General features: G+C 39.0%; 14 protein-coding genes and 2 tRNA genes. 7 read left to right on the top strand and 9 right to left on the bottom strand.

Features of this window, described 5'->3' with window-relative positions:
- Nucleotides 1-431: OmpA family protein (locus P20311_RS04430; protein ID WP_036984822.1), on the top strand; the 431-nt coding region annotated here is incomplete at its 5' end.
- A complete protein-coding gene (locus P20311_RS04425) occupies nt 421-2,238 on the top strand; it encodes an EH signature domain-containing protein (RefSeq protein WP_008110130.1) in 1,818 nt (605 codons plus the stop codon). The genes P20311_RS04430 and P20311_RS04425, both read left to right, overlap by 11 nt.
- 765 nt (nt 2,239-3,003) lie before the next feature.
- Here the strand turns inward: P20311_RS04425 and P20311_RS04420 are convergent.
- From P20311_RS04420 to P20311_RS04400, 5 genes are all read right to left on the bottom strand, one after another.
- Nucleotides 3,004-4,035 carry an IS110 family transposase gene (locus P20311_RS04420; protein WP_008110128.1) on the bottom strand — a complete coding sequence of 344 codons (1,032 nt, stop codon included), beginning with the start codon at nt 4,033-4,035 and terminating at the stop codon, nt 3,004-3,006.
- Between the two features lie 544 nt (nt 4,036-4,579).
- Nucleotides 4,580-4,656, bottom strand: a tRNA-Val gene (locus P20311_RS04415).
- A 26-nt stretch (nt 4,657-4,682) separates the two neighbouring features.
- Nucleotides 4,683-4,759, bottom strand: a tRNA-Val gene (locus tag P20311_RS04410).
- A gap of 236 nt (nt 4,760-4,995) precedes the next feature.
- A complete protein-coding gene (locus P20311_RS04405) occupies nt 4,996-6,045 on the bottom strand; it encodes a DUF3080 family protein (protein ID WP_008110126.1) in 1,050 nt (349 codons plus the stop codon).
- The gene (locus P20311_RS04400) at nt 6,023-7,378 is read right to left on the bottom strand and encodes an MATE family efflux transporter (protein WP_008110123.1); all 1,356 of its coding nucleotides are present in this window, start codon (nt 7,376-7,378) and stop codon (nt 6,023-6,025) included. The genes P20311_RS04405 and P20311_RS04400 overlap by 23 nt, the downstream gene beginning before the upstream one ends.
- 190 nt (nt 7,379-7,568) lie before the next feature.
- Between P20311_RS04400 and P20311_RS04395 the strand changes: the two genes are divergently transcribed.
- A complete protein-coding gene (locus P20311_RS04395; RefSeq protein WP_008110122.1) occupies nt 7,569-8,195 on the top strand; it encodes a riboflavin synthase in 627 nt (208 codons plus the stop codon).
- On the opposite strand, the gene P20311_RS04390 is transcribed toward P20311_RS04395, so the two are convergent.
- Nucleotides 8,192-8,395: a CPXCG motif-containing cysteine-rich protein gene (locus P20311_RS04390; protein ID WP_008110120.1), complete on the bottom strand. Its 204-nt coding sequence runs from the start codon at nt 8,393-8,395 to the stop codon at nt 8,192-8,194. The genes P20311_RS04395 and P20311_RS04390 overlap by 4 nt on opposite strands.
- Nucleotides 8,396-8,495: 100 nt before the next feature.
- Nucleotides 8,496-9,359, bottom strand: a complete 864-nt coding sequence (locus P20311_RS04385; protein ID WP_008110118.1) for a fructosamine kinase family protein — start codon at nt 9,357-9,359, stop codon at nt 8,496-8,498.
- Nucleotides 9,360-9,480: 121 nt separating this feature from the next.
- On the opposite strand from P20311_RS04385, the gene P20311_RS04380 reads away from it, so the two are divergent.
- Nucleotides 9,481-10,173, top strand: a complete 693-nt coding sequence (locus P20311_RS04380; protein WP_008110116.1) for a hypothetical protein — start codon at nt 9,481-9,483, stop codon at nt 10,171-10,173.
- A 102-nt stretch (nt 10,174-10,275) separates the two neighbouring features.
- Here the strand turns inward: P20311_RS04380 and P20311_RS04375 are convergent, their stop codons facing one another.
- Nucleotides 10,276-10,638: a DUF3718 domain-containing protein gene (locus tag P20311_RS04375; RefSeq protein ID WP_036984821.1), complete on the bottom strand. Its 363-nt coding sequence runs from the start codon at nt 10,636-10,638 to the stop codon at nt 10,276-10,278.
- 244 nt (nt 10,639-10,882) lie between these two features.
- Between P20311_RS04375 and P20311_RS04370 the strand changes: the two genes are divergently transcribed.
- The 3 genes from P20311_RS04370 (at nt 10,883) to P20311_RS04360 (ending at nt 14,405) form a co-directional block, all read left to right on the top strand.
- Entirely contained in the window at nt 10,883-11,668 is a 786-nt protein-coding gene (locus P20311_RS04370) for a hypothetical protein (protein WP_008110111.1), read from the top strand.
- 100 nt (nt 11,669-11,768) lie between these two features.
- Nucleotides 11,769-13,151 (top strand): amidohydrolase, encoded by a 1,383-nt coding sequence (locus P20311_RS04365; protein ID WP_008110109.1) that lies wholly within the window; start codon nt 11,769-11,771, stop codon nt 13,149-13,151.
- Between the two features lie 12 nt (nt 13,152-13,163).
- Entirely contained in the window at nt 13,164-14,405 is a 1,242-nt protein-coding gene (locus tag P20311_RS04360; protein WP_008110108.1) for an amidohydrolase family protein, read from the top strand.
- 95 nt (nt 14,406-14,500) lie between these two features.
- Here the strand turns inward: P20311_RS04360 and P20311_RS04355 are convergent, their stop codons facing one another.
- Nucleotides 14,501-16,723 (bottom strand): NADP-dependent isocitrate dehydrogenase, encoded by a 2,223-nt coding sequence (locus tag P20311_RS04355; RefSeq protein WP_008110106.1) that lies wholly within the window; start codon nt 16,721-16,723, stop codon nt 14,501-14,503.
- Between the last annotated feature and the right edge of the window lie 281 nt (nt 16,724-17,004).

Genomic DNA, 17,004 nt, shown 5'->3' with positions numbered 1-17,004 from the left:
AAACCGGTGATATTTCAATATTAGACTCCGTACTTTTTGAGCAAGGCGACTATACATTAAAAGGTAGTGGTAAAACGTTTTTAGATAAATTTATTCCTATATACAGTAATGTTGTTTTTCAAAGTGAAGATATAGCCGATGAGGTTTCACGAATTATTGTGGAGGGCCATTCAAGCCGTGAAGGTGGCTTTAGCTACAACATGGAGTTGAGTGTAAAGAGAGCTAATAGTGTTTCATATTATATTTATAATATGGATTTTGATAAGAAGCAGGAGTTTTTTGACAAAACATTACTAGCTGGCAGAGGGCCGCTTGATGCAGATAAAAACTCAGATAATGCTGCTGATAGAAAAGTAATGTTTAGGTTCCAGTTTAAAGGTCAGGAGTTGTTAGGGTCATTTGAGCAGAGTGGTCTAAAAAATGTTGAGTAGCGGTATTAAATTTAGGGCACCTATCATACCTAATGAAAATAGCTTGAAAAATGTACCTACTAGTTCAAATCTTGAAAACAGTGGTGTATCAAATATAGAGCCTAACTTTCCACCTTTAACGTATACTCAAATAATAAACGTTATCAAAAATGATATGGCAGATGCTATTACATTAAGCGAATGGTTAATGCTTTTTTGTAATGATATTTATATTGATGATGAACTGGAAAAGCAAGAAATAAGCATACTACTTTGGAAGTGTATAAATAACTATGATGCAGTAGCAAATATGGCTTTCTTTTTAGCCAGTCAGTTTATTGAAAAAGAACGTAAATCTTACCCTGTGTTATTACTAGATACTTTATCGATCGTGAAGCCATTTCTACATGAAAGGCATCACCGGAGAGTTGAGTGGCTTACAAATATTTATAAAGCAGACTATATTTCCTGCAATAAACTTGCGTTGGCTAATAATAGTCAAACGTTGAGTTTTATTAATAAACTTAAACTTGCAAAACCGAACGCAACAAGGAAAGGTTTAATTAATAATCTTATTCATAGTTTACCTAAAACGCTCGATACTATTAGTTCTGAATGGTTAATTTCTTCATTTTCGCCATTGACCCGATTTGAACTGTTATCTGTAACTAATGAGCTGGTCCAAAGCGATATTCATTTTTCTCATATATTAGATACATGGTTAAAAGAAAATTGCTTACCAAGTGAAGATCAAAGCCTCTGGTATGAATTAGAACCTGCTTCGCGAAAGGCGTTAGAGGAAAAATATGAAATAAGTAATTATTTCTTGTTTGAATTACTGGTTAAGTTACTGAGCAAGGATATTAATAGCTCAGCTCTTAATATTGATGATACCCAAAGCAATCAATTAAGAGCTCGCTCTGTATTTTGGAAAAATTACAGTCAAAAATTTAATCAAATAAAAATACTTCTGCCGAAGCATACATATCAAGTAATTAGTGAGGGGTTGGTTGTTAATTCTCGAAATTTAATAATACTACCTGATGAGCCGAATGAAAATTCGGAAGCATGCATATTTGAAATTGGTGAGCACATTATTGTAGAGATTTTGCGAGGACAAGCTAGTGAAATTAGAGTTTTTGAGCGTTCTCAGCGAAATATTGCTAGGCTATTAGAAAATAAGAACTTATCTTTAAAAGATATTCGTAACATGACTTATGGGTATGTACATGATCACGAGTACTTATGGCAGTTCGCATTTGAAAAGCTACTCAGGACAAAATTAAATATTACTCCTAATTCAAACATTACCCACTTCTTAGGGCTACCAAAGAGTATTGGTAAATACGATCATCAATACGGTATGGCAAAACCATCTGAAGAAAACTTGATGAAGCGACAAAGTCGTTTAATTGAGTGGAATGAAAGGTTTTGGAATGAAGAAGAAAAAACTGAAAAGTACTCTGGAATATCACCTTTAGTCAAAAAGAGCTATCGCGACTTAGCTATAGCTAAAAATGCTTTATTAGACGGAAATAAGCACGTATATGAAACTTATCTACATAAATCAGCAAATAAAGGTAACCCAGAGGCAATGTATTTATTAGGAGTAAATATTATAAATAATCCTAAAAGCTCCTCATCTTTAAAACGAGATGGAGAGAACTGGGTTATCAAAGCGGCTATCAGTGGCCATCCTCCGGCAGTAGAGCTCGCTGAAAGGTACAATTTACAGGTTACGGATGGTTACGATGTAAATGTACGTGTTTCACAGAATAAAAATTTAATAAGCTCCATAAACTCAGGAAGAAGGAAGCGAGCTAATTGATATTCCATGGCAGCAGTGGCTCAAGGTTATCAGACTGCTCTGCTAGGTGCTCTAAGCAAGTAGAAATATAGGCATGCACCACAAGGTCATTTGCCTTTTCGGTTTATACCACATGTGGCTTAACGCCATTTGATTACATCATGCATTGCCTCGATGAGCTTTGTCAGCCTGAGCCAGACATAGAACGATTATTGCCTTGGAACATCGATATCTAGGTGATGATCACCGGACGTTTACGAATGTTAAGCTCTAGGTGAAGTTCGCTGCACGCTTACTGTTATCCTCATCAAACGATTCAGATAACGGTCTAACACACCTACAAAAATGATAAAACGTGAACTCTGTTACTAGTGGTATTAAGCTTTGATTGGCAAAATAAATTAAGAGCGTAAAAATGATCACTTACAAGTGATTTTTGTGAGCAAAGCTTAATGAGAATAAGCGGCCAAAGTTAATGCTATTATGTGATAAAACCTGGAGAAAATATGCAGTATTGACTCACTAATTACCAAACTCGCTTATATGGACTCCTCCGATTGCACAAGCCTTTTTTACATTAAGCTGATGTGATTGCGTACTTATATACGGACTCTAATGAGGCGCTACCTCGGTCACTTTGATGTTTTCGCGCCCTTGTGCCTTATCTGCTACACGGTATCTTCGTACACTAGCGGGTTTTCAGGCTATCAAGGGTAGGTCTCACCACTTAATGCTCTATCTTGGCTTGTTCAATTCTTCTGCTTACTGATTTTTTATTCTTTTACTTTAGGCTGTCGGTGCTGTTGGCTCATAATTCGTTCCTTTTTTAAGTAAGGCATAAGCTGTTCTCATTGTTTTGTTTGCTAATGTAATCGCCGCGCACTTAACCCCTTTTCTTATCAGCAGGCTTTTTATCCATCGTTCTTTTTCAGTCGAGGCCTCTCTGTTTTTTAATTTACTCACTATCGAGCGAGCGCCTAAAAATAGATTTCGCCTTAATGCTCCACCTCGTCTTTTAGGTATACAGCCTATCTTTGCTTTACCGCCTGTCGAATGCTGTAGCGGTGTCACTCCTGCACACGCCGCAGTACTCCTTCCATTGCTAAACTGTGTTGTGTCACCTAAAAAAGACAAAAGCTCGATAGCAGTGATTGGGCCGACTCCTTCGAGTGCCATTAAGCGTTGACAGCCATCATTTTGTTTTACAATACGCTCGATTTGTTTTTGTAACTCTACTTTGTTGTCACACTGCTGTTGATAAAGAGCGTAAGTCAGCGCAAGCGCATGCTTTAGTTCTAATGGCAGCGTGTTTTCTGCATCTTCTAAAATATCGGGTATGGCTGCTTTAAATGCGGCCTCACTTTGGTTAATGACAATACCAAACTCAAGGAGTAACCCACGTATTTGGTTTGATAATTGAATCTTTTGTTTATCCGCTAGCGCCCGAACCTTACTAAGAGATTGCAATGCTTGCTCTTCGATAGAGAGAATTTTACAGGTGCGAACATTAGGGACTTTACTAGCAATGGCTATCGCAATAGCATCGTTTGCATCTGTTTTTTGACCTTGTCTAAATGCTTTAACAAATAACGGGTCAAGCAACATAACTTTATGACCAAAAGATTGCGCAGTGCGTGCAAAATATTGAGCGCTTGCGCATGCTTCCATAGCAACAACGGATGGTTTAGCTTTAACTAATAACTCAAGCAATGCTTTGCGGCTAGCTTGTTTATTAGATTTAAGTTTACTGCCTTGAAGCTGCGCAACTTGGAAAATATTTTTTGCTAAATCAATAGCAATTAAATTAGACTGTGCCATGTATGGACTCCTTAATTGGTAAAAGTTGTTTTGCAATTTCTTTATACCGTACTCTCCCGTTAATGGGGAGGAGTCCATACATCTGCTACTGTGATTTTAGCGATCAACGCTTAATGAGAATAAGCGATCAAAGTTAATGCAATTGGGTGATCAAAGCTGGAGAGAATATGCACACAGAAGCAGTTTATGGAATAGGGGTCATAGGATATTTAATGAAATGACACGGAAAATATTAGTGTAGTGGTCACCTGATTTGAAATTTTCGGTTTGGAATTTGTGATTTGAGGTTTGTGAATTTGCAAGGGTAGGGGTCTAATTTTGAGGAAGATTAAAGAGCTAAAAAAGTGGTTTGGGCGCTTGGGCACAAGTTTGGGCACAAATCGATAAAAACTGGAATTTTTAGGATGATCTTTTGAGGCTTGGCTCTCGTTATTTTAAAATTTTGAATACAAAATAATAAAAAACTAAGAATTTAATTTTTAGTTGAATAATTAAACGAATAGATTGAATAGGGTTTTTAACTGTTTGAAATATAGAGTTTAATTGGTACGACCGAGTGGATTCGAACCACCGACCTCTACCATGTCAAGGTAGCGCTCTAACCAGCTGAGCTACGGTCGTACAATTATTTTAGGATTCTTAAATGTTGGTACGACTGAGTGGATTCGAACCACCGACCCCTACCATGTCAAGGTAGTGCTCTAACCAACTGAGCTACAGTCGTACTATAAGTCTACATATTATTTAATTCGTCCATGAAGCTTCATCCTGTCGGCGTCCTGCCTCCACCTCGTTCGGCTGCGAAGCTTTGCTTCGGTCCAATCTCGCCCAACTGAGCTACAGTTGTACTGCATGTATTTAAGAGTTGTTAATTGCTTAACAACGGTCGCTAATATATAGCGTGATGAGGAGTGAATCAAGCATGTTTATGCTATTTGAGTTCATTTGCCGTTTTTTTATTCATATTGGACTGATTTCACACGTTTTATAAAATTTTTGCCACCATATAACATGCTCTTTTGCTGACGATTTTAGCTGAGCGAGTAAGTTTTTAGCGTTTGGGTCAAGAAGTGCATTTACTTCTTCACTGCTTACTGCTTGATTAAACCACAGCTGCACATAAAGCGGCTGCAATGTTTCTAAATAGCCACTAATCTGAGCTTGATAAGGCTGAATTTGTTTCAAATAATATTTATTGAATATATTACTGACAATTTTAGCTTGCTGCTTGTTTTTACCCTTTGGGCATATATCTTCAAGCGTTAAAGTATTTACAAACTGGGTGGCCGCATGATTTAAGCTAATTTGTTCACGCGCGGCTTGAATAAGTTGTTGGTTAAACTCGTATTTGTTAAGCGGCTCAAGCGCTGACAAAATATCATCACTGTTTATTGCCATACTATTTTGGTTTTCTATTAGCTGTTTTATGGTAGTTAGCTTTTTAAGCCCCTCAACTGTGTCGCTAAACCCAGCCGGTTGAGTGCTGAGCTCTTGGCCGGTTAATTGCCAACTGCTGTTGAGTTCGGGCTCACTAAATAACATATTGTTGAAAAACTGAGTAAGCTGAGCTTGTTTTTGAGTTTTTGCCGCAGCAATTTTGTTGTAAATCTTGCTTTGTTTATCCAAGCTATTTAAACAGTTTTGCGCGCTTTGAATAAAATCTATTTGGTACTTCAATTGGCTAGCAGCGGTGGCTGTTTTACCTAACTGATTATTATGCTCGCTTATTAAAACGTTCAGTTTACATTGGCTAATACCAGCAAGTTCAGTTATGCCAATTTTAATTGCTGGTTGTAAAGCTTCAACAGGCTCAACTAAAGTAAGTTGTTGCAGTGGGTTTGTGTTTGGCTTAGGAACTTGCAAGGTACTACTTAAGCGAGACAAATAAGTTTTATTTGCCTCACTGGGCTGCTCTGAGCAGCCAAAAAGCAAGATACAACACACTGCCAGTAACCATTTAAGTGGCAGTGTGGTAGTTATAGATTGATTAAGAGAGAATAAATGGTTCACGTTTAAATCGCCTATGCACTGTCAGCATCAGTAGTACAGCTGCAACTGATAATCCAACGATAATACCTATCCAAAAACCGTGAGGGCCCATTGCTGGCACTATTAAGTCTGTTCTTGCTAATACGTAACCTAAACTAAAGCCGATTAACCAATAAGAGATAAAAGTGATATAAGAAATAGGCGCGGTGTGCTTTAAGCCTCTCAATATACCATTTGCAGCTACTTGTAATGCATCAGGAAGTTGATAAATACAGGCTAAAATCATAATTGATGAAGCAAGTGCGAGTACCGCAGGGCTATCGCTATAAAGCTGGCTAATCACATCGCGACCTATAAAAGTAATAAAAGCGATAAATAGGGCGATAATTGCCGCTAAAATATAACTTGTAGACACGGCTACTTTTAATTGGTCTAAATGATTTTGCCCAAATAAATTACCAATTCGTATGCTAATTGCAATTGAGAGGCTAAGAGGCATCATAAATAATAGTGCCGTAACACTGGCTGCAATTTGATGGCCAGATACGGCAACCGCACCCAAGTGCGCAATAAATAAAGGTATACAGGCAAACAAGGTTACTTCAAAAAAAGTGGCTAGTGATATAGGAATACCGAGTTTGGTAATAATACCTATGGTTTTAAAGTTAGGTTTTTCAAAGCCCGCTAATAAGCCTTTGGCGTCTACTTTTTTGCTGAGCTGGCAATAAGTCACCTGCGCAATGGCCATAACAGTAAATACGAGTGCGGTAGCGATACCACAACCGGCTCCGCCAAAAGCTGGTAGGCCAAATAAGCCATTGATAAAAATATAATTGAGTGGAATGTTTACCGCAAGCCCCAGTAGGCTAATATAAAATGCAGGCTTGGTCATCCCCATGCCTTCAGTCATATTTCTATAAACGGTAAAAATTAAAAAGCCAAATACACCCCATTTAACAAAATGAATGTAGTCAAAAGCAAGTCCAGCAATTGCTGGGGTGGTGTCTAGCTGTAAAATAACAGTATTGGCAAGCTGCGCCGCACTAAAACCAGCAATACTTAAAAGGAGTGTTAAATAAAGGGCTTGCTGAAAATAATGGCTGATGCCGTTTCGATCTTTAGCACCAGCGAATTGTGCAATAACGCCCGTTAATGCTAATAAAATCCCTTGTATTGCTAATAAAATTGGGTTCCATATCCCCGTTGCAATTGACAGTGCAGCTAAATCGGTAGGGCTCACTTGTCCGGCCATAATGGTGTCAACCACAGACATTAATACTAAAGTTACTTGTGCTAAAAAAACGGGAACGGCAAGAGAAAGTAAACGTTTGGCTTCCCAACTACAAAAAGTCATAAAAAACAGCTATTCAGAAAAACATAGTCGCATTGTAATCTATTGTGATCTGCCAAGCTATGCTGGTGGTCGGTGTTTGTATTTAATTCATCTTGGTGGTGAAAATAACCATGAATAAGTGCTATTAAGTGAATGATTTTGTCTTTTGATACGTTAAACTAGCACTTTGTTAGAAATAGAAGCGATTTTTATGTTTACCGGTATTATTCAAACTCAAGCAACGGTAGTTTCTAAAACCCATGCACAGGGCGTATTACGCTTGGTAGTTTCTGTTAATGAGCAATACGTGAAGCATTTAGACTTAGGTGCCAGCATCGCTATAAATGGTTGTTGTTTGACTGTTGTGAAAGTAGAGCTAAGTAATCACGATGTGGTTGCTCAAGTGCATTTTGATGTTATTGATGAAACCCTGCAGCTTACTAATCTTGGGCAACTGGAATTGGGTAGTTTAGTTAATTATGAGCGTTCAGTGTCGTTTGGTACTGAGTTGGGTGGGCACATTGTATCTGGACATATTCATTGCACCGCAAAAATTGCGCAAATAGTGAAGTTAGAAAACAACTATAAAATACAGCTCAGCCTACCACAAAAATGGCAAAAATATGTGCTATACAAAGGATTTGTATCTGTTAATGGTGCAAGTTTAACGGTGGGTAATATTGATGAATTTGGCTTTTGGTTGCATTTAATACCAGAAACACTCGATATAACTAATTTAGGTGAAGCCGTTGTGGGTGATGAGTTCAATATTGAAGTCGACCAGCAAACCTACACAATTATAAGCACCGTTGAAAACTACATGCGCCAACATAGTTAAAATATTTGTTCGTCATCGCTGTCCACATGTAACTCTAACTTATTACTTGCATAATCTATATGCATGTTCAAGTGTATAAGGTTACAACAGGCACTGCATTCTTCATAGTAGTCTTGGTCGCCCATACTAGCATCAAGATCTAAATGAATATGGTGTCCACAATGTGGGCAGGCGATACGTTGTGATAAAAAGTCTTTCATAATAACACCTCATAAAAACTAAGTTATTTTACGTGGGTAGCACACAACGGGCTTACTCTGATTATAGTGCTTATATTTTGTTTACTGCATTTATTTAAGTTTAGTAGTTTAGTAGTTTATCAACGTGCTCTTTGGCCTGATTTAGATAATGCCCAGCATAAATGTTGGCGTTGTTTAAAATAGGGTAAAGCTGGTAAACAAGCTTACGTTGCTCATAACCCTGAGCTAAAGGATAGTGTTGATTGTAGGCACTATAAAACTCTTCAGGGAGGGGGGCATAAAGCTCACTCATAGCAATATCGACCTCCCGATCTCCGTAATAGCAGGCAGGGTCAAATAAGGTCGGAATGTTGTTTACAAAGCCCATATTACCGCGCCAAAAATCGCCATGTATTAGTGAGGGTAAAACATGATGATTATGCAGTTGCTCCTTCACCTGATTTATCAGTTGCTCAGGGTCTGCAAGTGCAATGCCTTTTTCAGCTAATAGCTGTAATTGCCAACCAATACGCTCTTCTGCAAAAAATACATCCCATTTTTTATGCCACTGATTAGGTTGAGGTGTTGAGCTTAAATAATTGTCGGTGTCAAAACCAAACATCGCTTGCTGGTGTTTTTGATGTAACATAGCAAGATGCTCCCCCATAGCTGACCAATGGGTATGGGGGAGCTCGTCAAGTGCAAGCCACTCTAATACAATAAAGGCGAATTCTATATTGGCCCCAGTTGTAATGCAGTCGGGCACCATAAATACACTGTTTTGAGTAAGCTGTTTTAAACCTTGAGCTTGAGCCTCAAAGCGTTCTAGTTCATGTTTTTGCGCAATTTTAACTAAGTAATTGTGCTTGCCATCGCTTAAGTGAAACAACTTATCGGTGGATGTATTTTGCAACTGACGTTTATGGGTGTGTTTAAAATCGTAATGGATAGCTTGGCTGATCTGTTGATTGATTGTTTTCCACATAACAATAGTCACCTTTTAAACCTATAAATAAACTATGGCAAAAAGGGATTAAATAAACAAATTAATCGGTGTAAAATTAAGACTATCAATTTCTGATACAAATCACTGAAATGGAATAAAAATGAATAAAAGTTTTATCACTAACTTATTAGCAGCGTGTTGTGTTGTTATTGGTTTTGTATTTGATCAAGCCATTGTACTTTCGGTGGGCTTATTTGCACTCTCTGGTGCGGTTACAAATTTACTCGCTATTCATATGCTGTTTGAAAAAGTACCGTTTTTATATGGATCAGGTGTAATTGCGCTTAAGTTTGAAAGCTTTAAAGTGGCTATAAGAAATTTAATACTTACGGAGTTCTTTTCTGAGCATAAAATAGACAAGCTTCTAAGTAAGGCACAGCCAACGATTGATTTTGAATCGGTAATTTATAAAGTAGATTTAAACCCTGCATTCGATAATTTGTTAGTGGTTATTGAGCAATCACAATTTGGTAGCATGCTTGCAATGTTTGGCGGCACTGAAGCCGTTGAGCCAATGCGAGAAAAGTTTATTGAAAAAATGCAATCATCACTGGTGCAAATAAGCGACACCGACGATTTTAAAATACTATTAAGCGACATGTTAACCCAAGGCAATAACGCGGAAAGTTTGCATAACACGGTGCTTAAGTTAGTGGATGAACGCCTAGATGAACTCACCCCTAAAATGGTAAAAGAAATAATTCAAACCATGATCCGCGAACATTTAGGCTGGCTCGTTGTGTGGGGTGGGGTATTTGGTGGTTTGTTTGGCTTGTTGGCAGCGCTTATTTAATAATTAAATACACGTTAAGCAGGTACTAAGCCCTGCCTAACGTGTTTGGCTAGAGTAAATTAAACGCATTTAAAACTCACGATTTTTTAATTAGAACTCAGGTTATTTAGATCCCGCCATAATAACTACAAGCGGTTTGTTTACTTTTGCTAAATCTCTTATTGACGTACTAGTAGATGCTTCAATATTTAAAAATTGTGCTGATTTATTTAAATCATACAGCGTTACAAAGTCACCCACTGATAAATCATTACAGAGTAATTTTTTGCTAATTACATGTTTATCTATACGTAGATCTTTCATTGTTCTGAGCAGTGTCAGTCTTTTGTTAGATGCAACGGCCATGCAAGCTTGGGTACCGGGTGATGAATCAGCGGCAACAAAAGTGGCCGCCATTACAGGAGCTGTTAATGTTGCTGCGCCCAATAATACAGTTGAATATAGAGTTGCTTTGAAAGAAATCATAGTATTTGCCTCTTTGTTTATATGCAACTTAAGTATTGCTTAATGTAGCCGAAATGTTGTTAACTGAATGGGGTAAGCTGTAAGAAGATGTGTATATAAATCGTGCAATTTTGTAGGTGTATGAAAAGTTGTTCATAAATAATTTATTTTTGACACACTTTAGCGTTTTCCTACTGAAATATTTTTTCAGGCTGTTATTATCGCGCCCTAAATTTGTGGCATTTTATATTTTTGGAGCGCAATTGTGAATAAAACGTTAGCAAGTTACTACCAGCAAGCTTATGCGTGTGAGCAACAGCATTTTAACCAATGTTTTTATTGCGGCTGTGAGGCAACAGAGCGCGATCATTGCCCGCCATTGCATATGCTACAAAGTATTATTGATCTAGGTGAAGAAGCTGACTTTGTTGCCATTGCAGCCTGTTACGAATGCCATGCATTACTTCACAATGAGCGATTAATGACCATTGATGAGCGATTTAGCAAACTTAAAAAGAAGTTATCTAATAAGTATGCAAAGCCTTTGCGCGTTTATAACATGTGGGAAGAAAACGAGCTCGCTGACATGAGTGATGAATTTGCTCATAGTATTCAAGCGGGTATGAAACTCGGTAAAGAAGCGGCTGAGCGACTCGCTTTTACGGGGTTTAGTTATGCCACTGAAGAAGCACGTGTCACAGTGCGTGAAAAAACCAAAGAGTTTGATGTAGAAGGCACTGTATTTTACGACTTTAAAGAAGCGCTTAATTATTGCATTAATGTTTTAAAGGTACAAAAAAGTGATTTTTATAAAATTTTAGTGGAAGACTATCAAGGTGATTTTAATAAGGCATTGAGCCAATACAGACATCGCCATGATAAAGTCACAGCCGCAAAAGATGGTAATACATTGATTAAAGATTTTTCAAAATTACATAAGCAAAACTCAGATTTTGTAACCCGAACGGTTAAACACTTTATAAGTAAAGATCCATCGCTCACCACCGAAGGAGCTCTGGATAAGCTTTATAACAATTATATAAAAAAATAATTACAGAAACTCACCTTAAATAACCGCCTTTTCACCTGTTTTTTTAGCTTTATGCGTTTGCTTTCGCTAAAGTAGTAAAAAAACAGGAGAACCTAAAAACATGCAAAAATTTGCTCCCTCATTGTTAGCTGTTGGTTTAGCAGCAGCACTTGTTGGTTGCCAAGAAAGCGGCCCACAAGATGACAAAGTAACCATTAATAAAAACCCATACCCAAGTACTTATCAGCCAGTAGCGACATCAAGCACCTTGATCACTAATGCAACGGTATTAACAGGTACGGGTGAGCGCTTAGATGAAGCTGACGTACTGATTGTTGACGGTAAAGTGCAGCAAGTTGGTAAAGATTTAACCGCTAATGCAGACACCACTATTGACGCGCAAGGTAAATGGGTAACACCAGGCATTATTGACGTTCATTCACATTTAGGTGCTTATCCAAATCCATCGGTTGAGTCTCATCAAGATGGTAACGAAATGACCAGCCCTAATACGGCAGAAGTATGGGTTGAGCATTCAATATGGCCACAAGATCCAGGTTTTAATCGCGCACGTGAAGGCGGTATTACGTCATTACAAATTTTACCAGGTTCAGCTAATTTATTTGGTGGACGTGGCGTTACCCTTAAAAATGTACCGGCTCATACGATGCAAGGAATGAAATTTCCTGATGCGCCATACGGTTTAAAAATGGCCTGTGGTGAAAATCCTAAACGTGTTTACGGTCGAAAAGGTGTATTACCGATGACACGTATGGGTAATATGGCAGGTTATCGCACAGCATGGATTGGCGCTCAAGAATATAAGCGTGAGTGGGATAAATACGATGCTGATTACGCTGCGGGTAAAAACCCAGAAGCTCCACACCGAGATATTAAATACGATACATTACGCGGTGTTTTAGAAGGTGACGTTCGTATTCATAATCACTGCTACAAAGCAGAAGAAATGGCGATGATGATCGACCTTTCAAAAGAGTTTAATTATCATGCGGGCACATTCCATCACGGTATTGAAGCATACAAAATTGCTGATTTATTGGCTGAAAACGGCTCGTGTGCTGCACTTTGGCCAGACTGGTGGGGCTTTAAAATGGAAGCCTACGATATGGTGCAAGAGAACGTAGCTATTGTTGATGCCGTTAAAAACTCATGTGCCGTTGTGCACTCAGATTCTGACACGACGATTCAACGTTTAAACCAAGAAGCGGCTAAAGTAATGTACAGTGCAAACCAAAATGGGTTTGATATTTCTGAGCAGCATGCAATTAAGTGGATCACAGCTAACGCCGCTAAATCGTTAGGTATTGAAGATAAAACAGGCTCACTTGAAGCAGGCAAACAAGCTGATGTTGTTATTTGGAATCAAAGCCCGTTTAGTGTTTATGCAAAAGCAGAGCAAGTGTTTGTTGATGGTGCAAAAGTTTACGATAGAAACGATAGCGCATTCCAAGCACAAAGTGATTTTATGTTAGGTCAACAATAAGGAGCACCCAGAATGAAAAAATTATCACGTTCGTTTTCGCTTTCTCTGGTTGCTGCAGGGCTATTAGCATCGGGTACCGTGAGCGCAGAGTCACTGGCAATTATTAATGCAACTTTGCATACATCTTCAGAGCAAGGTGTATTAGAAGGAGCTAGCATAGTTATGAATGATGGCAAAATCACTGCCATTAACCCTAGCGATTTTAAAGTTGACAAAGTTATTGATGCTCAAGGTCAAATAGTGACTCCAGGTTTTATAGCCAGTGTAAACCAGCTTGGCTTAGTTGAAGTAGGTGCGGTTGCCGGTTCTCGCGATGCAGGAGAAGACAAAGCGGGTATCGATTTTGATGCAAGCTTGGCATTTAATCCTCGTTCAAGCTTAATTGCTTATGCACGTAAAGGCGGTATTACTCGCGATTTGATCACCCCTTACGGTGGTGACAGCATATTTGCAGGCCTTGCAAGTGTTGTTGATTTAAGTGGTAGCTTCGAAAGCGTAAATAAAAAGCAAGCAGCATTAGTGGTTCATTTGGGTGAACGCAGCAAAGGCTCTCGTGCATTTACCTTGCAAACACTTATCAATAAGTTAGATGAGCATCAAACTAAAGCAAGTAAAGAAGCTAAAAAAGACGACGCTAAGCCAAGTGCTGAAGACACCATAATGGCTAAAGTACTAAAAGGCGATATGCCATTACTAATTAGTGTGTCGCGTTCGGCTGATATTGTTGAACTAATAAAAGTGAAACAGCAGTTTGGCGTAAACATTGTCCTTAATGGCGCTCAAGATGCCGTTGTAGTTAAAGATCGCATCGCTAAAGCAGGCATTCCTGTGATCATTAGTGCAATGGATAATTTACCAGGCAGCTTCGATTCATTGCATGCAAGCTTAAATAATGCCGGCATATTAGAAAAAGCCGGTGTTAAAGTGCTATTAACTGTGGGTGGCGATGCCAGTCACAATGTTTACCAGCTTCGCTACGATGCCGGTAACGCAGTGTCTTACGGTATGAGCCAACAAGGCGCGTTAAAGGCCATGACTTCGAATGTGGCTGATGTATTTGGTATTAATGCCGGTAGCCTAGAAGTAGGAAAAGCCGCTGATGTTGTTATGTGGAGTAACGACCCGTTTGAGCTGAGCAGTCACGTGAATAAAATGTTTATTAATGGGGTTGAGGTTAGTACTGAATCTCGCCAAGATAAACTGCGTGAGCGCTATACAACAGAGTCGAACATGCCACGCGCGTACACAAAATAAACTTTTAAAGTTGAATTTAAAAGGCCGCATTAGCGGCCTTTTTCTTAGGCACAAAAAAGGCGCTCTATGAGCGCCTTTTCATTCATTTAACTGATTTATACTAGTTTAGATAAAATCTCGTTAAATGTTGTGCTCGGACGCATTGCTTTGAAGGCTGCATCGTCATTTGGCTGGAAGTATCCGCCAATGTTCATTGCAGGACCCTGTGCATCGTTTAGCTCGCTAACAATTTGCTCTTTGTTGGTTTCAAGGTCGCTAGCAATTTGTGTAAATTGCGCTTTAAGCTCGCTATCTTCATTTTGCTTAGCAAGTTCTTGAGCCCAGAATAAAGATAAGAAGAAATGAGAACCACGGTTATCAATTTCTTTTACTTTACGTGAAGGCGACTTGTTTTCAGCTAAGAATGTACCCGTTGCTTTATCAAGCGTATCCGCAAGTACTTGTGCCTTGTTATTACCCGTTGTTGTACTTAGGTGTTCAAGTGACGCAGCAAGTGCTAAGAACTCACCTAAAGAATCCCAACGTAAGTGGTTTTCTTTTTCAAACTGTTGAACGTGCTTAGGAGCAGAACCACCGGCACCTGTTTCAAATAGACCACCGCCATTCATTAGTGGCACAATTGAAAGCATTTTAGCACTAGTGCCCAATTCTAAAATTGGGAATAAATCTGTTAGGTAATCACGTAACACGTTACCTGTTACAGAAATCGTGTCTTTACCTTCTTTGATGCGTGCTAGTGAGAATAAGGTTGCATCCATTGGCGATAAAATTTGAATATCTAGGCCAGCAGTGTCGTGATCTGGCAGGTATTTATTCACTTTTTTGATTAGCTCAGCATCGTGTGCACGTTCTGCATCTAACCAGAAAATAGCCGGATTACCTGTTGCGCGAGCGCGGTTTACTGCAAGTTTAACCCAATCTTGAATTGGTGCATCTTTAACCTGACACATGCGCCAGATATCGCCTTGCTCAACACTGTGCTCAAGTAGGGTGTTGCCATTTGTGTCAACAACACGAATAGTACCGTCAGCTTTTGCTTCAAATGTTTTGTCATGTGAGCCGTACTCTTCCGCTTTTTGAGCCATAAGGCCAACGTTTGGTACGCTACCCATAGTCGTAGGATCAAAAGCACCGTGCTCTTTACAAAAATCAATCGTTGCTTGGTAAACGCCAGAGTAACAACGATCTGGAATTACAAAGCTTGTGTCTTGTAATTTATCGTCTTTATTCCACATTTGACCGCTTGAACGAATTGCAGCAGGCATAGAAGCATCGATGATCACATCACTTGGTACGTGTAAGTTTGTAATGCCACGATGAGAATCAACCATTGCGATAGCAGGGCGGTTAGCATAAACAGCTTGAATATCTGCTTCAATTTCTTCGCGCTTAGCGTCATCTAATGTTTGAATTTTAGAGTACACATCGCCTAAACCGTTGTTTACATCAACACCTAGCTCTTCAAAAAGTGCACCGTGTTTTGCAAAAACGTCTTTGTAGAATACTTTTACAGCGTGACCAAAGATGATTGGATCAGATACTTTCATCATGGTTGCTTTCATGTGAAGCGAAAATAACACGCCTTTTTCCTTAGCAGCATTAATTTCAGCTTCTAGGAATGCTTGTAATTTTGCAGCGCTAATACGTGATGCATCAATTACTTCACCAGCAAGTAATGGCGTGCTTTGCTTAAGTACAGTGATATCGCCATTAGCCGCTACGTGTTCAATACGAACATCCGTTGCTTCATCAACAGTTACTGATTGCTCAGAACCAAAGAAGTCACCTTCTTCCATGCTTGCAACGTATGATTGTGAATCTTTGCTCCACGCGCCCATTGAATGCGGGTTATTACGTGCATACTCTTTCACTGAACCTGGTGCGCGACGGTCAGAGTTACCTTCACGAAGAACAGGGTTTACTGCGCTGCCTTTAATTTTATCGTATGCTGCTTGAATGGCTTTTTCTTCATCGTTTTTAGGTTCTACAGGGTATTCTGGAAGTGCATAACCTTTTTCTTGAAGCTCTTTAATTACAGCGCGAAGTTGCGGAACTGATGCACTAATGTTCGGTAATTTAATGATGTTAGCTTCTGGTGTTTTTGCCATTTCGCCAAGCTCTGCAAGTGCATCACCAATGCGTTGTTCTTCTGTTAGGTAATCCGGGAAGCTCGCAATTACACGACCAGCTAATGAGATGTCGCGTGTTTCAACTTCAACACCTGCCGCATTTGTGTACGCTTGGATAATAGGTAACAACGAATAAGTTGCTAGTGCCGGAGCTTCGTCCGTTTTTGTATAGATAATTTTTGATGTCATCATCATTCCTAGATAGTAGGCCGCATTGGCCAAATTCAACAATGCAAAGAAATCATCGCTTAATACCTTATAAATAAAGCATTAGTATATGCAATGAGTAGTCTGTTAGGTGTTGGTACTCGTATAACCTAAACAAGGTGAGAATAATCACACCTGACGGACTAGTGTCTTTTATAACTGAAATTTATGTAAATACAAACTAGCCATTAGGCTAAAGTAATTACGTTTTACAGGATAAAGAGTGTAACAAGCTTGGCTAAAAAGGGCTAGGATTACGCGCC

Source organism: Pseudoalteromonas sp. BSi20311 (assembly GCF_000239875.1).
Lineage (GTDB): Bacteria > Pseudomonadota > Gammaproteobacteria > Enterobacterales > Alteromonadaceae > Pseudoalteromonas.
This window is presented reverse-complemented; position numbering and strand designations above follow the sequence as displayed.

Excerpts from the sequence above, each read along its gene's own strand:
- P20311_RS04425 (WP_008110130.1), top strand. The coding sequence starts at position 421 with ATGTTGAGTAGCGGTATTAAATTTAGGGCACCTATCATACCTAATGAA.
- P20311_RS04420 (WP_008110128.1), bottom strand. The coding sequence starts at position 4,035 with ATGGCACAGTCTAATTTAATTGCTATTGATTTAGCAAAAAATATTTTC.
- P20311_RS04400 (WP_008110123.1), bottom strand. The coding sequence starts at position 7,378 with ATGACTTTTTGTAGTTGGGAAGCCAAACGTTTACTTTCTCTTGCCGTT.
- P20311_RS04395 (WP_008110122.1), top strand. The coding sequence starts at position 7,569 with ATGTTTACCGGTATTATTCAAACTCAAGCAACGGTAGTTTCTAAAACC.
- P20311_RS04390 (WP_008110120.1), bottom strand. The coding sequence starts at position 8,395 with ATGAAAGACTTTTTATCACAACGTATCGCCTGCCCACATTGTGGACAC.
- P20311_RS04385 (WP_008110118.1), bottom strand. The coding sequence starts at position 9,359 with ATGTGGAAAACAATCAATCAACAGATCAGCCAAGCTATCCATTACGAT.
- P20311_RS04380 (WP_008110116.1), top strand. The coding sequence starts at position 9,481 with ATGAATAAAAGTTTTATCACTAACTTATTAGCAGCGTGTTGTGTTGTT.
- P20311_RS04375 (WP_036984821.1), bottom strand. The coding sequence starts at position 10,638 with ATGATTTCTTTCAAAGCAACTCTATATTCAACTGTATTATTGGGCGCA.
- P20311_RS04365 (WP_008110109.1), top strand. The coding sequence starts at position 11,769 with ATGCAAAAATTTGCTCCCTCATTGTTAGCTGTTGGTTTAGCAGCAGCA.
- P20311_RS04360 (WP_008110108.1), top strand. The coding sequence starts at position 13,164 with ATGAAAAAATTATCACGTTCGTTTTCGCTTTCTCTGGTTGCTGCAGGG.
- P20311_RS04355 (WP_008110106.1), bottom strand. The coding sequence starts at position 16,723 with ATGACATCAAAAATTATCTATACAAAAACGGACGAAGCTCCGGCACTA.